This is a genomic window from Nocardiopsis listeri NBRC 13360, assembly GCF_001570765.1.
GTDB lineage: Bacteria > Actinomycetota > Actinomycetes > Streptosporangiales > Streptosporangiaceae > Nocardiopsis > Nocardiopsis listeri.
The window spans coordinates 40031-53951 of sequence record NZ_BCSH01000037.1; the positions used below are offsets into that span (position 1 = coordinate 40031).

Sequence of the window (13921 nt, forward strand, 5' to 3'; positions counted from 1 at the left end):
GCAGGGGTACCGGGAGGTATGGCGCATCTGGGTTACTCGGGAGTAACCTACCTGCCATGGAGAAAATGGACGCCGGTACGGCGGAGTTCGTGAAGTCCGGGTTCCTCGCGGCCGTGCCCTTCGCGCGGCACCTCGGGATCGGCTTCGTCGAGGTGGAGCACGGCCGCGTGGTCATGCGCCTGCCCGAGAACGCGAACCACCACAACCACATCGGCGGACCCCACACGGGAGCCATGTTCACCCTGGCCGAGTCCGCGTCCGGCGCCATCATCATCGGTGACTTCGGGGACCAACTGGACCGCGCGGTGCCCTTCCCCAGCCGGGTCGAGGTCGACTTCCTCCAGATCGCCCTGGGCGACGTCATCGCGGAGGCCACACTCACCCACCCGCGCGAGCAGGTCGTGGCCGAACTGGACGCCGGCGAGCGCCCCGAGTTCCCCATCGAGGTGGAGCTGCGCACCGAGGACGGCACCGTCACCGGAAAGATGACCGTCACCTGGACGCTCAAGCCCAACAGGGGCTGACCCACCCCGCAAGCCGGCCCCGGTCCGCCACCCCTTCCGCCGGCCCGACCGGGGCCTTCCCCATCCCGCTCGGGGCTGCCGATTGTCGGTACCGCTGGGTACGTTGACCTGGAAAGGGAACCTGGCTGAAAGAGGAGGCCGTGCGGTGAGACTACGAGTGGATCGCGACGCGTTCGCGGAGGCGGTCTCCTGGACCGCGCGGGCGCTGCCCACCAGGCCGGCCGTACCGGTATTGGCCGGGATGCGCATGGAGGTCTCCGAGGACGGAACCACCCTTCATCTCTCCGGTTTCGACTACGAGGTCTCGACCAGGGCATCGGTGGAGGTCCTGTCGGAGGAACCCGGCGCGGTACTGGTACCGGGGCGTCTGCTGGCCGAGATCGTCAACAACCTGCCGTCCGGTTCCGTGCACATCGACACCGACGGCCCGAAGGTGAACGTGCGCGGAGGCGCCGCCCGCTTCACCCTCATCACCATGCCGCTGGAGGACTACCCCGGGCTTCCCGGAATGCCGGGAAGGATCGGCTCGGTGCCGGCCGACGCCTTCACCGCCGCGGTGCGTCAGGTGACCCCGGCGGCCGGCAAGGACGACACCCTGCCGATGCTGACCGGCGCCTACCTGGACTTCACGGGTGAGGCGCTGAAGATCGTGGCCACCGACCGCTACCGGATCGCGGTCCGCGAACTGTGGTGGCGGCCGGAGGACCCCGGGGTGGACGTGTCCGCCCTGGTCCCCGCTCGTACCCTCGCCAACACCGTGCGTGGGCTGATCGGCCACTCCAACGTGGACATCGCCCTGTCCACGTACGCCGTGGCGGAGGGTGTCGACCTGTCACCGGGCGAGGGCATGATCGGCTTCGCCAACGGCGAGCGACACACCACCACTCGGCTGATCGACAGCGACTTCGTCAAGTACGCGTCCTGGTTCCCCACCGACTTCTCCGGGCGGGCCGAGGTCGCCGTGGGGCCGTTGCTGGAAGCGATCAAGCGGGTCGCTTTGGTGGCGGACCGAAACACGCCTCTGCGGCTGGCGTTCACGGAGGGTGAGGTCGTTCTGGAGGCCGGTTCGGGTGAGGACGCCCAGGCGGTGGAGGCCATCGGCGTGGGGTACGAGGGCGATCCCCTGAGGGTGGCCTTCAAGCCCGACTACCTGGTCGACGGGCTCTCCGGGGTGGGCACCACCACCGCCTACCTCAACTTCACGGAACCGACGAAACCCGCGGTGTTCACCGACGTTCCGGCGAAGGAGGGCGAAGAGCCCTCGTTCCACTACTTGGTCCAGCCATTGCGTAGTACTTGACCAGCGGATTCCCTGTTCTTGGGGAAACCGTCCACAGGGCCGTCCACAAGTTATCCACAGGCTGTCTCCCCAGCCTGTGGATAACCCGGGGTGATCGGTCGCGCAGAAGGGTCGAAGAGCCCTTTGAAACGGCCTGTTCTCCGCTGTGACAAGGGAAAACGGTGTTCCTGTGGAAACTGTGCACAGCCTGTGGACAACTCCGCGTGAGTGGCTATTCGCCTTCGGCCAGAGTGGACGTTCCGCCACTGGTCACCGGGGTGTCCAGGCCCAGTTCGGCCTGGCGTCCGCGGCGGTATCCGGCCCGGTACCCGGCGGCGCTGTGGGTGCGCTCGGGGCGGTGTTTACGCAACTGTGGGAACTGCTTTTGGAACTCTTCGTTCACCCGATGCACATCTTCGCGCAGGACCAGTGCCGCCCCACGGGCGGAACCGCTTTCGTCACCGTCGGTAACGCCATCGGAGTCGGTTTCGGACGCGGCCATTCTCTGCAATCGGGCGCGGAACTCTCGAATGCGTTCGGCCACCGCCTGCCCGTAGGCACGGACGAAGGAACGGTAGTAGCGTTTACGCTCCGTCTCCAAGGCCGACCGTGTGTAGTTGCGCAGTTCTCGAATGTCGGTGATGTGCGCCGAACTCATGAACCGGGCGGAGGCCTCCATCTGCATGGAGATCGAAGGCAACAACATCCGCAGCGCGTCCAGCGCGCTGGCGGTACCCACCAGGATGATGACGCGCTCGGTGTTCTCCGAGTTGTTCCCCCGGACCGCGGACTGGCACCCGTAGGCGGCGGCGATGTCGGCGAGAGCGCGCACCCGGGACTTGCCGTGACCGCCCGCCCCCGAAACGGCGTAGTCCATGCGGCTGATCGTGTCCGGTTCCTCGCCCCGCTCGGCGCGGGCCTCGGCCTCGGCGATCGCGTGGCGGGTCATCAGCTCGGCGGCCTTGGCGGTGAACGCCTGGCTCTCGGCATCGGTGACCGCGGGGTCCTCCGCCATGCGAAGGAGCCCGCGGACCCGCTCGACCATCTTCTGACGGGCAGCTTCAGTCATCGGCGCCGGTTGTCTCCCCTAGGTGAGTGTCTTGTTCCGCCCCGGGCGGAAACAACGAGCCTAAGCCCTCTTGTTCCCCGCCACCGTCAGGGCGGCCTGGAAGACCGCTCACACACCTGTCCGAATCATGCCCGTCCCGTGCGGGGTGGCCGAGGTGATCGACCACCCGTCGGAGACCGCTCAGTTCTTGTTGCCCGCGACCGCGGCGACGACGCCGATGATCAGCCACAGGACCAGGCCCACACCCAGACCGGCGAAGAGACCACCGAACAGTCCGCTGAAGATGGCGAAGCTGCCGATGACGGACCCGATGTAGCTGATGATGGCGGTGGCGCCACCGGCGAACACGGCCGGCGCGGCCGCGTAGCGGAACGGGTAGTTGGCGGCCCAACGGCGACCCCGACGGTCGCTCTTCTTGCTGATCACACCGCCGATTCCGCCGATCAGCGCGAAGAAGAAGATGCCGGTCGTGACCGCGCCGGGGATCCCGGCCAGGCCGAAGTTCATCAGGAAGGAGAGGGCGCCGGCCACGGAGCCGCCCACGACCGAGGCCCCCCACGGCCAGATCATCGTCGCCGAGGCGACGGGAGTGAATGCGTTACCGCGCTCCAGCGTCATGTTCACAGCTCCAGTCGAGTTCGCGTGGCCTCCGCTCGCCGCGGGACCCTCCACCACCAGGATGGTGGGTCGGGGCGTCCCACGCATCAGGGCTCGTCCCTGACTTACCCCGGAGGTGGGGCCCCGGCACCTGGCGCGCCGGGAAAAGACGGCTCGAAGCCCCGAACCAGTGCACGGGGCGCCTCTCCTCCAAGAACGATCAAACGTCCACGGAAGTGCCCGAAGCACCCGGATTCGGTGGATGATCGTCGTAGGCGCCCTCCATGTCGGCCCGCAGACCTGGCCAGGCCGTGCGGAACGCCGGGAGCAGGGGGAGTGACTCCGTGGAGGTCACCGGAACCCACCGGATCTCCTCACTCTCCGAATTGCCGGGGCGGAACGGAGCCAGGGCGGGGACCCGCAGCAGGAAGGTGTCGTAGCGCCACACCGACAGGTCGTGTTCGTGTCGGGCCAGTACCGTGTAGTCGGCGAGATCGCCCGCGACCTCCTCTCGGAACTCGCGTACGGCCGCCTCCAGCGGAGTCTCGTCCCGATTACGCGCACCTCCCGGGATGCCCCAGGTTCCGCCCATGTGTGTCCACCCCGCACGGTGCTGGAGCAGCACGTGGCCGGAACCGGCCGCGTCGGTGGCGTACAACAACAGCCCGGCGGCGCCGTACAGTCCCCACCTTCGGGAGCCGTCGGGCAGTTTCACCCAGCCGTTTCCGTCGCCCTCCTGCATCAAGCCCTCCGATCAGCCCGGTCGCTTCAGGTGCGTGGTCGCCCATCGCACCCTGTGGACAGCGGGAGCCCGATTCGGCGGATCCCGCTAACCTCTTGAACCTATGGCCCCCTCGACGTCTTCCGCAGCCCTCCTGCCGGTTTACGCTCTCGACCTGGTGCGCCGCCACTGGGCTCCTCTGCTGTGCGTCTACACCGGCGGAATGCTGCTGCACAGCTGGCTCATGCGCGGATTGGTGGGTCTCACCGACGCGAACCCCACCCTCTCCCTGACCGGCCTCGGACTCACCCTGCTGATCACCCTGGTGACCTTCGTGGTGATGTTCCAGCTCCTACGCCCGGGGCTCCCCATGGTGGACAGGGAGCTGCACTCCGAGGTCGTCCGACGTGGGAAACGCACCGGCTTCGCCGAACGGGAACGTCGGGTCGTGGACGGGGTCGCCCTCGCGATCATGCCGTTCCTGGTCTTCTACGGGGCCTGGGGATTGATCAAGGAGGAGTACGACACCTACAGCATCGGTCTGCTCAACACCGGCGGCGTCGAGGCCTTCGCGACCCCGACCGAATTGGGCTGGTTCGGTCCGCCCTTGGTGGTGGCGGTCGTGGCCTGGCTGCTGCGGCGCGTGTGCGGATACTTCTACGAGTCGGGGCGCAATCCGGTCCTGGGCGTCCTCACGGCGCTGTTCGAGGGCGTCTGGATGTTCCTGGCCCTGTTCTCCGTCGGGGTCTTCATCGGTTTTTCCCATGAGTGGGTCGGCAACCGGGCCGCCTGGGTCGGGGTGGAGACCACGCTCAAGGACGCCATCGACGGTTTCGGGATCAAGCTGAACGTGCCCGAGCTCTCCGCCGGGATCGTCGCGGCGATCACCGCCGTGTGGACATCGGTCAAGGAGGGCTTCCTCGGCCCGATGCTGTGGCTGACCATCACAGCGGTGGTCTATCGGGCCCAGATCGACGACCACGACTCCCTCTTCGAGGAGCGCCGCGGCGGTGGCCGGGTCGGAGTGGCCGTCAACCTCGCCGCGAGGCTGGGCAAGGTGTTCGGACGGCAGGCGGACTCGGACTTCCGGGACAAGTTCACGCCCCTGCTCAACGCCGGGCGCTTCGTGCTCGGCGCGGGTCCGGTGTTCTACCTGACCTTCTGCCTGTACTTCGTCTTCCTGGACATGGCGTTCAGCCAACTGAACCGGGGACTCTTCGTCCTGCTCGGCCCGGGCGAGTTCCAGGGTGAGCTCTGGCCGTGGTTGCGGCCCATCGACTTCACCGTGGACGCCCTGCACATGTTGTTCCGCCTGTGCCTGCTGGCCGCGGCCTTCGAGATCGCGTTGCGCAAGGCGGAGGAGAACAGTGTGGGCCGGCACCTGTGGCACCCGGCCCGACACGCCTCCTAGGAAGCCCCCTCACCGGTCGGGATCACTCCAGGGGGTCGGCCTCGAAGAGCAGGGCCTGGGGCCTGGGACGGTCGAGGTCGCCCGTGGTCGTCACGGTGACCTCGTACCCGAGTTCCTCGGCCACGTCCTCGGGAACCAGGAAGGACAGCACCAGTGTCTGCTCCTTGCCCGCCGGGATCGGGGCCGCGTCGGCGTCGGAGCAACCGCTCATGGTCACGCCCTGGTCCTCGGAGAGGTCGCGCATGGCGTACTCCGTGGTGGGTTCCCAGGTACGTCCGTCCTCGTCCATGGCGCGGAAGCGGCAGTACGCGTTCAGCAGCTCGCCCGCGTCGTCGTCCTCGGGTGTGACCTTGAAGCCGACGTCGACCAGTTCCACGCCCTTCGGTGGTGGCGTCTGCCCCTCCACGTAACCGACCAGGTAACCGAGGACCTCCCACTCGCTGCCGGCCATGGTCGCGGTCGAACCCTCGACGACCCGAGGCTCGGGGCGGACGAGACCGCGCTCGCTCACTTCCCTGGTCTCCGTCAGGTACGGCCACCCGACCATGATCGGGAACAGCACGACCAAGGCGGCCACGTAGGGCAGGTGCAGGCGCTTCCACAGGGGGAGGGCGCGGCGTGGTCGACCGGAGTAGGGCGAGGGACGGGCGTGGTGTGTCGAGCGAGAGCCCGGTGCGGTCCGGGGCGAACGTGGGTCCCGGGCCTCCGGGTTCCACGGGTGGTTCCGGGGTGGCCGTCCCCAGTGCGGTCCGGGGTGTCCTGGAGGGACCTGGGCGCCGGTGGCCTGCCCACCCTGACCGGGATGCCCTCCGGGGCCTGGAGGCATCGGAGGGGGAGGGCTCGTGGGCGGCCCTCCGGCGGGCCGCCCCTCCCGGGGAGGTCGGCCCTGAGGCGGCCCCTGGGGCGGCCATGGGTGTCCCCCCGGTCCGACCGGGCCGTACGAGGGGTTAGGGCGCCCATACGGGGGCTGAGTGCCCGGCTGAGGACCTTGTCTGCGGGGATCATTCGGATGCATCGATGTTCTCCCCGGCCTGGATCTGCGGCGGAAGCAGTTCCGCGGGTTCGTCGGAGGGCGAGGTGTCCGTCAGCTTCAGGTCCACTACGGCCTGGGCGCCGAGGCGGCCCTCGAACCCGGGGGCGTTCGTGACGACCAGGGAGGGCTCGTCGATCTCCTCCTCGGGCGTCTCGAACACGAACGCGCCGTACAGGGGCAGACCGGGCGACAGGGTGGCACGGTCCATCGCGTCGGGGAACCAGCTCGGTTCGAAGTAGGTGGTGCCGTCCTTCATCCGCAGCTCGGCGGGGAAATGGACCATCGTGGTGTGCTCGGCGGTCATGCGGGCCCAGACCAGCACCCAGACGCCGTTGGCCTCGGCCGGCTCCGTGCTCTCACCGAAGTTGTCGGTGGCGCTCAGGGACGTGCTCAGCTCGACCCGGTCGATCTCCAGGGTGAAGTCGTCGGTGACGACGGGTTCCTCGGCGGACCCGGACGTGCCGATGGGTTCGACCATCTTGTCCTTGGCCACCACGAAGTGCTGGCAGAGGGTGATGCCGGCGGCCAGGAGCAGGCAGACGACGACGGTGAGGGGCCGGTTCATCTTCGTTCAGCCCCCGCCCAGGGGGAGCGAGACCGCGCCCGCCACATCGTTGGTGCCGACCCACAGGGTCCCCGTGCCACCGGTGGTCTGGAGCTCCTCGATCTCGTGCAGCGCCAAACCCAGGCTCTCCACGTCGTCGACGTCGAGGTTCCGGGGGAGTTCCCAGGACAGGATGGCCGACTCCTCCACCGAGTGCGGCTGTAGGTGCGACACGTAACCCGTCGGCTGACGCTCGTAGTCGATCTCCGGCCCCTTCACGCTCTGCCCGCCGGGTTCCGCGTGCACCACCAGGGCGCCGCCGACGTTGCCCATCGGAACGGGTCGTTCGGAGCCGCGCAGCTCGATGTCGGCCTTGACCTGGAGGTAGGTACCGAGGTCGTCGGTGTGGACACGCGCCTCGTGCGGGGTCACGGTGATGAGGTCGTTCTTCAGCTCGGTACCCGGCTCGGCCGGGTCGGCCATCGGGTCGTGGGTGTCGAGCCCACCGAACGCGGCCACACCGAGGAGACCGACCGCGCAGGCCGCGCCGGTCAGGGAGAACAGGGCGAACCTCGCGAAGGGGTTCGCGGGTAGGGGGGAGCGCCGTGGTTCCTCCGCGGCGCTGAGATGGTGCACCACGAGGCGAAAGTCTAGAGGTAATGGGTCGTGGGCACCTCAAAACGTCCGGAACCGGTCGAACAAGGTCGCGAATTCTCGCAGGTCCTGGCGATTTTCGGTGTCGTTCGAGGGTGAAGGTCCGGTCGGGCGGTTCGAGGGGCGCTCGGGTCGGGAAACGGGGCGGGTTATCGAGGGTGAAACCATAATTACCCGGAGTGAATAAATGGCTACGCATGGTGTGGATTCGGTTCGGGGGTTGAACCCGTTAATGCCAGAGGTCAACAATGGGTGTCCGCGGAACGACCTTGGGTTTTTTCCTCCGAACTGAAAGCGGTTTGTAAGCGTCTCGGAAGAGGATCTCCCTAGTGTGAAAATCGATCGCTGAGACCGGTGCCCGCGAGAGGACGGCTCGTGGGAGGCCCGCTGGTCCAGCGACGAATCGGACACGAGCCATCCGTGGTAGCCCCCAGGCGGAGGGCACCACGGATGGCGTTTCCGCCGGAGGGCGGTGAGTCCCATCATGCTTCGAAGACGACGTAGGGCCACATTGCGGCTCTACACGAGTGCGGTCAGAAGAGGAGTTCGAGTGCCGAAGATGCTGACGCTGGACGAGCGGTTCGAGGCGATCGTGGCGGGTGTGGCGCCCGAGGCCAAGATGCGTCCCATGGAGGAGCCCATCCCGAAGGAAGCGACTCCCAACGAAGCCGAAGAGGAGAAGGAGGAGAAGGAGGACAAGTAGTCCTCCCCTCCGGGGCCGTACGTTCCGAGTACCGACTGGAGGGGGGTACTCGGAGCGAACGGTCTCCCCATATTCCTATTCCACGAGTGGCGGCTTGCTAGGGTTGCTACTTGTGGATTTCGGCGTGCTTGGCCCCATTGCCGCGTGGTCGGACGGAAGATCCCTTCCGGTAGGTGGACCACGACAACGTTGTGTCCTGGGCGTGCTCTTGGTATACGCCGGTCGAGAGGTCACTTTCGACCAATTGATCAGCTATCTGTGGAACGACGATCCACCTCGGACCGCACGCTCGGTGATCCAGGTACAGATCTCTCACCTGCGCCGTTCCTTTCCAGGGATGATCAAAACCACCTCCGGCGGCTACCTGGCCGACATCGACCCGGACCGTGTCGACCTGTACAGGTTCCGGCGACTTCGGGAGTCGGCGGAGGGCGTCGCCTCCCCGGAGACCATGACGCGGCTGGCCAAGGCCCTCGAATCCTGGCGTGGGGTCCCCTTCTCGGGGGTCGGGTCGGAACACCTCCTCTACTCGATCGTGTCCCCGCTGCTCGAAGAGCGCTGGGCGGCCGTGGCCGAGTGGGCCGACTGCGCGCTCGAACTGGGCCGGGTCAAAGAGGTGGTCGCCTACCTGACCCCCATCGCCCGGCAGGAGGAACTGCGGGAACGGATCCACCACCTCCTCATCACCGCCCTTTGGCGGAGTGGCGAACGGGCCGCCGCGCTGTCCGCCTACGAGGCGATCCGTTCCCGGCTCGCGGAGGAACTGGGGGTCGATCCGGACCCCGAACTGATGGCCCTGCACACACAGATCCTGCGTGCGCACAGCGTCGAGAAGACACCGGCGAAGGGGTCCGGTGCGCTGGTGTTGAGCAGGGAGGACGGCTTCGTCGTCCGTAACGATCTGCCGCGGGACATCCCCGACTTCGCCGGTCGGGAGAGCTCCCTCACCCACATCCTGGACCTGGCCGCTCACGACGAGAAGCGGGCCAAGGTCTGCGTCATCACCGGGACCGGTGGGGTCGGCAAGACCACCGTGGCTGTTCGGGCGGGCCACGAACTGGCCGAGGAGTACACGGACGGGCAGCTGTTCATCGACCTCTACGGCTACACCCTGGACAAGGAGCCTCTGGACTCCCACACCGCCCTGGGAGCCTTGCTGCGCGCGGTGGGGGTGGACCCGAACGAGGTCCCCGAGTCCCTGGACGAGCGTTCCGCGCTGTGGCGGGCCACCCTCATGGGGCGACGGGTCCTGACGGTTCTCGACAACGCCGTCACCTACTCCCAGGTCGCCCCGCTCCTGGCCGCCTCCCCCGGATCACTGACACTGATCACCTCGCGCAACGACCTGTCGGGCCTCAGCGGAGCCCGGTACATCTCCCTGAACGTCCTGGAGAAGAAGTCCTCCCTGGAACTCTTCGCCCGTGTGCTGGGCGAGGACAAGGTCGCCCAGGAACCCGAACAGGCCCAAGAGGTCGCCAGGCTGTGCGGAGGTCTGCCCCTGGCCTTGAGGGTGGTGGCCGGACGGATGATGAGCCGGCCCCGGTGGACCTTCGCGCACGTGGTGCGGCGACTGAGCGAGCAGAACCGCCAGTTCCAGGAGCTTCAGGTGGACGGGCAGAGCGTCGAGTCGGCCATCGACCTCTCCTACCGCAGCCTCAACCCGGAGCTGCACCGGGCCTTCCTCCTGCTCGGCGCCGCCTTCGGCCGCAACATCGACCTTCACGGGGCCGCCACCATCCTCGCCCTCTCGCCGGTGGAGACCGACGAGGTGCTTCAGGACCTGGTGAGTGTCTGCCTGCTGGACGAACCCCACGCCGACGTCTATCGGTTCCACGACCTGATCCACGTCTTCGCCTCACAGAGAGGGAGGACGGACCTCGGGGTCATGGAGTTCGAACGCGCCCGACGAGCCCACGCCGACTACTTCACCGCGACCACCGATCGGGCGGCGGAACTTCTCGGCGGGCCACGTCACAGCGGTGAGAACCTCGTCAAGCCGTCTCGGTACAGCCCGGAACTGAACGACCGGGCCGAGGCCGAGGAATGGTTCGAGCTCCACCAGGACCACATCGCGGAGGTCGTCGAGTACTTCGCCGCACAGGAACGCGCGGAGGAGGCTTGGCGACTCGCCGATGCGACCTGGAAGTTCTACACGATACGTGGCAGATCCGGGATGATCCTGTCCCTCCACGAACGTGTCCTCGCCGCCAACGACGGAAGCGGACACGAACGTGGACGCGCGGTCACCCTGATCGGGATGGGCATCGCCTACTACATCGCGGGTTCCTTCGATCGTTCCCTGGAGATGTTGACCGAGGCCAAGGACATCCTGGAGGTGGTCGAGGACGAGTGGGGCATGGTCCGGGCGCTCTCCAATCTCGCCATGGTCTACGAACGCGTGGGGAGGTTCCGGGAATCGGCCGAGGCGATCCAGGGGGTGTTGGCTCACGCGACGGCCACCGAGGATCCGAGGGTCGAATCCCTGCAGTGGGGGAACCTCGCGGTCCTGCGCCAGACCCTGGGCGAGCACGAAGAGGCGTTGCGTTGTGCCGAAAGAGCGCTCAAGACCCCCATGGGTGACTCCGACGAGGAGGGCCGGGCCTACGTGAAGCGGGTCATGGGCGAGGCGTGTGTGGGACTCCAACAGTACGATCGCGCGTTCGCGGACCTGGAGGAGGCACTGGAGCTGTCCACACGGCTTCAGCTGGTCGGGAACCTGATCTTCGTGCACAACTCGTTCGGAGCCGCGCACCGCGCCGTGGGAAGGTTCGAATCGGCCGTCGCCGCCCATGTGAAGGCCCTCGAACTGGCGGAGGAAAGCGGCGACCGAAGTGGCGACGCGGAGATCCTCACCGATTACGGGACGACCCTCAGCGTGACCGGCCGTTTCGACGAGGCCACGGAGGTCTTGGAGAAGGCTCTGGCCACCGCCGTCGAGCGGGACGAGCGCTACATCGCCGCTCGGGCCTCGCTCGCCCTGGGCCGGATCCCCGAACCACTGGTGGCCCCGGGCCGGGCACGGGAACTGCTCACCGACGCCCTGCGGACCTTCGAGGAACTCGACCTGTCCGAGGCGGAGCAGGCGCGCGAGGCGCTCCGAGAGCTGGGCGGTTAGACGAGTCGGCGGCCGTTCCGCCTTCGCTTCGTCCCCTTCGTCCCCGGGGCCTTCCAGCCCCCATGACGACGCATCGACCGTAGGTACAGCTTCGATGGCAGGGTCCGTACCGGACGCGGGATCCTCGGATACACCGCCCTGGTCACCCGCATCAACCGGTCGAACCGGCGTTGCCTGGTGGCCGACCACGGAATGCCGAAGTCCCGACGTAGCCCCTCCGGCAGCAACCCACCGGTGAGGAAGCGCTGGGCGAAGGTGAGCGGCCACAGCAATCGGTTCCGTGGCCGGAAGACCCCGTTGGCCAACTCGCGGGCGACCGGTCCGACATCGAGGCACGCGAGGCTCCGCTCCCAGTACGCCTCGAACTCCTCCGGGGTCGAGGGCCACGCCTCCTCCGGCAGGCCCAGCGCGGTGGCGTACACCGCGGCCTCCCCCAGGAACGCCTCCCGCTCGCCCGGCGTGAACTCGCCGATGACGAGCTCGTGCAGCCGTTCCCCCGATCGATAGAGGGTCGCGCCGACCCACAACAGCAGGTCGGGGTCGAGCGCGTCGTAGCCGGGCCCGCGCACCTTGCGGTGCATGGCCCGCACGATCGCTTGGACCCGCGCGCGCTCCTCGTCCGTTCCCAGCGCCGTTCCGTACAGGTAGAACAGGGTGCCGCGCAGACGGTCGAGTGGACGGGACGTGAAGTCGCTGTGGTCGGACACGCCCTGGGCGACGGACGGGTGGGCGATCTGGAGCAGGATCGCGTAGCCGGCCCCGGCCAGGAGTCCGGACTCGGCCTGGACCCGGCGCAGCATCGATTGGTCGGACGATCGGTCCATGTCTGGATGGTAGGTCAAGGTCCGGATCCGTAGGTGATGACGCGCGCGTCCCGAGGAGCGCCGGAGGCGACGGTTCCGAAGCGCGTCGTGACGAGGGTGAGGCAACTGTCACCTGAAGGTGAGGTCCACCCGAAATTCCGCATGACCGGGCGCCTGATCGGCTCCTCCTTGCTCCATACCGGCACCTGATCTGGAAGGTGTCTTTCCAGTTGGGACGTTCATGTCGTCCGGAACCCACCAGTACCAGCGGCCGGAACCGGTTCCTCCGTTTCGGTCCCGCCGAACGGCCCCGGAGCCGGCTCGGGCCAACAGGGGTCTTGACGGGCCGTGACGCTCTCTTTACCGTCTTCGACAACCGGGTGGAGGACTTTCCCGACCACCACGGGGCCGTTCTCGGCCGAGCCCGGAACCCACGGACTAACCGGCCGTGGGACCTCCGCCCGATCCCCTGGACCGGTGCCGGTCCGGGTCATCCCGCTACGACCCTCCGGGGTCGTGACCCCCAGGAAGGGCACGATTCATGACCGTGCGCAGCAAGATCCGATCGACCGCCGCCGTCGCCGCCGGAACCGCCCTGGTCTTCGGCCTCATGCCCGCGGGCACCGCCAGCGCCCACGGCTACATCTCCAACCCGCCCAGCCGGCAGGCCCAGTGCAACGCCGGGGTGGTCGAGTGCGGTCCCATCCAGTGGGAGCCGCAGAGCGTCGAGGGCCCCAAGGGCCTGATGGACTGTGCCGGAGGCAACGAGATCTACGCCGAGCTCCGCGACGACGACTATGGCTGGGACGTCACCCCGGTCGGCACCACCGCCACCTTCGACTGGATCATCACGGCCAACCACTCCACCGCCACGTGGGAGTACTTCATCGACGGGGAGCTGGTCGCGAGCTTCGACGACGGTGGCGCCCAGCCGCCGGACTACTTCTCCCACGACGTCGACCTGTCCGGGTACAGCGGTGAACAGACCATCCTGGCCCGTTGGAACGTCGCCGACACCTCCAACGCGTTCTACAACTGCATCGACGTCAACGTCGGCGCCCTGTAACCTTCCGAGCCCGCCACCGAACCCCTGACCCCCGCGTTCCGATCCGGTCCGGCCCGCCACGGCCGGACCGGCACGCGTTCCCCCACCCTTTGACGGGAGGCGGGGCCCGTGCTCACCCGAAGCGACGTGGGATCATGTGTCGGGTAAGTACTCGACCACGCCGGACGGACCCTCGGATCGGGCGGGGATCGCTCCGGCGGCTGATCACCCAGAGCCGGTGGTGAAGGATCCCGGAGACGACGAAAGCCGGTCCCGTGGGACCGGCCTTCGTGCTCGTCGGGGTGGCGGGATTTGAACCCACGACCTCTTCGTCCCGAACGAAGCGCGCTGCCAAGCTGCGCTACACCCCGAAGCAACATCCCCAAGTCTAGCGGACTCGGGGAGTGCTCGCGACGCGGTTCA

General features: G+C 67.7%; 13 protein-coding genes and 1 tRNA gene. 6 read left to right on the forward strand and 8 right to left on the reverse strand.

From position 1 onward, the window contains the following. Window positions 1–65: 65 nt before the first annotated feature. Both NLI01S_RS12555 and dnaN read left to right on the forward strand, forming a co-directional pair. A complete protein-coding gene (locus NLI01S_RS12555; RefSeq protein WP_067603902.1) occupies window positions 66–524 on the forward strand; it encodes a DUF4442 domain-containing protein in 459 nt (152 codons plus the stop codon). A gap of 157 nt (window positions 525–681) precedes the next feature. After that, complete coding sequence (gene dnaN, locus NLI01S_RS12560; RefSeq protein WP_084392542.1) at window positions 682–1824, forward strand: DNA polymerase III subunit beta; 1143 nt, start codon at window positions 682–684, stop codon at window positions 1822–1824. A 211-nt stretch (window positions 1825–2035) separates the two neighbouring features. Here the strand turns inward: dnaN and NLI01S_RS12565 are convergent, their stop codons facing one another. The 3 genes from NLI01S_RS12565 to NLI01S_RS12575 form a co-directional block, all read right to left on the reverse strand. Continuing rightward, complete coding sequence (locus NLI01S_RS12565; protein ID WP_067603906.1) at window positions 2036–2848, reverse strand: DUF2786 domain-containing protein; 813 nt, start codon at window positions 2846–2848, stop codon at window positions 2036–2038. Between the two features lie 204 nt (window positions 2849–3052). Beyond that, window positions 3053–3490: a hypothetical protein gene (locus NLI01S_RS12570; protein WP_067603908.1), complete on the reverse strand. Its 438-nt coding sequence runs from the start codon at window positions 3488–3490 to the stop codon at window positions 3053–3055. Window positions 3491–3689: 199 nt separating this feature from the next. Next, window positions 3690–4211, reverse strand: coding sequence for an NUDIX hydrolase (locus NLI01S_RS12575; protein ID WP_067603910.1), 522 nt, complete (start codon window positions 4209–4211; stop codon window positions 3690–3692). Between the two features lie 103 nt (window positions 4212–4314). Between NLI01S_RS12575 and NLI01S_RS12580 the strand changes: the two genes are divergently transcribed. Further along, complete coding sequence (locus tag NLI01S_RS12580) at window positions 4315–5601, forward strand: hypothetical protein (RefSeq protein ID WP_067603912.1); 1287 nt, start codon at window positions 4315–4317, stop codon at window positions 5599–5601. Between the two features lie 22 nt (window positions 5602–5623). On the opposite strand, the gene NLI01S_RS12585 is transcribed toward NLI01S_RS12580, so the two are convergent. The 3 genes from NLI01S_RS12585 to NLI01S_RS12595 form a co-directional block, all read right to left on the reverse strand. Then, entirely contained in the window at window positions 5624–6178 is a 555-nt protein-coding gene (locus NLI01S_RS12585) for a hypothetical protein (protein WP_223809218.1), read from the reverse strand. Window positions 6179–6602: 424 nt separating this feature from the next. Beyond that, window positions 6603–7199 carry a hypothetical protein gene (locus NLI01S_RS12590; protein WP_067603914.1) on the reverse strand — a complete coding sequence of 199 codons (597 nt, stop codon included), beginning with the start codon at window positions 7197–7199 and terminating at the stop codon, window positions 6603–6605. Window positions 7200–7205: 6 nt separating this feature from the next. Further along, the gene (locus tag NLI01S_RS12595; protein WP_067603916.1) at window positions 7206–7817 is read right to left on the reverse strand and encodes a hypothetical protein; all 612 of its coding nucleotides are present in this window, start codon (window positions 7815–7817) and stop codon (window positions 7206–7208) included. 565 nt (window positions 7818–8382) lie between these two features. Between NLI01S_RS12595 and NLI01S_RS26020 the strand changes: the two genes are divergently transcribed. Further along, complete coding sequence (locus NLI01S_RS26020) at window positions 8383–8535, forward strand: hypothetical protein (protein ID WP_190318452.1); 153 nt, start codon at window positions 8383–8385, stop codon at window positions 8533–8535. 337 nt (window positions 8536–8872) lie between these two features. Beyond that, entirely contained in the window at window positions 8873–11650 is a 2778-nt protein-coding gene (locus NLI01S_RS12600; protein WP_371850613.1) for an AfsR/SARP family transcriptional regulator, read from the forward strand. Here the strand turns inward: NLI01S_RS12600 and NLI01S_RS12605 are convergent. Beyond that, window positions 11647–12474: an oxygenase MpaB family protein gene (locus tag NLI01S_RS12605; RefSeq protein WP_067603918.1), complete on the reverse strand. Its 828-nt coding sequence runs from the start codon at window positions 12472–12474 to the stop codon at window positions 11647–11649. The two genes, NLI01S_RS12600 and NLI01S_RS12605, sit on opposite strands and share 4 nt — an antisense overlap. A gap of 520 nt (window positions 12475–12994) precedes the next feature. Here NLI01S_RS12605 and NLI01S_RS12610 point away from each other — a divergent pair. Further along, window positions 12995–13519, forward strand: a complete 525-nt coding sequence (locus NLI01S_RS12610; protein WP_067603920.1) for a lytic polysaccharide monooxygenase auxiliary activity family 9 protein — start codon at window positions 12995–12997, stop codon at window positions 13517–13519. A gap of 276 nt (window positions 13520–13795) precedes the next feature. Here NLI01S_RS12610 and NLI01S_RS12615 read toward each other — a convergent pair. After that, window positions 13796–13869: transfer RNA gene (locus NLI01S_RS12615), tRNA-Pro, on the reverse strand. Window positions 13870–13921 lie beyond the last annotated feature (52 nt).

Excerpts from the sequence above, each read along its gene's own strand:
- NLI01S_RS12555 (WP_067603902.1), top strand. The coding sequence starts at position 66 with ATGGACGCCGGTACGGCGGAGTTCGTGAAGTCCGGGTTCCTCGCGGCC.
- NLI01S_RS12605 (WP_067603918.1), bottom strand. The coding sequence starts at position 12,474 with ATGGACCGATCGTCCGACCAATCGATGCTGCGCCGGGTCCAGGCCGAG.
- NLI01S_RS12590 (WP_067603914.1), bottom strand. The coding sequence starts at position 7,199 with ATGAACCGGCCCCTCACCGTCGTCGTCTGCCTGCTCCTGGCCGCCGGC.
- NLI01S_RS12570 (WP_067603908.1), bottom strand. The coding sequence starts at position 3,490 with ATGACGCTGGAGCGCGGTAACGCATTCACTCCCGTCGCCTCGGCGACG.
- NLI01S_RS12565 (WP_067603906.1), bottom strand. The coding sequence starts at position 2,848 with ATGGTCGAGCGGGTCCGCGGGCTCCTTCGCATGGCGGAGGACCCCGCG.
- NLI01S_RS12580 (WP_067603912.1), top strand. The coding sequence starts at position 4,315 with ATGGCCCCCTCGACGTCTTCCGCAGCCCTCCTGCCGGTTTACGCTCTC.
- NLI01S_RS12600 (WP_371850613.1), top strand. The coding sequence starts at position 8,873 with ATGATCAAAACCACCTCCGGCGGCTACCTGGCCGACATCGACCCGGAC.
- NLI01S_RS12575 (WP_067603910.1), bottom strand. The coding sequence starts at position 4,211 with ATGCAGGAGGGCGACGGAAACGGCTGGGTGAAACTGCCCGACGGCTCC.
- NLI01S_RS12610 (WP_067603920.1), top strand. The coding sequence starts at position 12,995 with ATGACCGTGCGCAGCAAGATCCGATCGACCGCCGCCGTCGCCGCCGGA.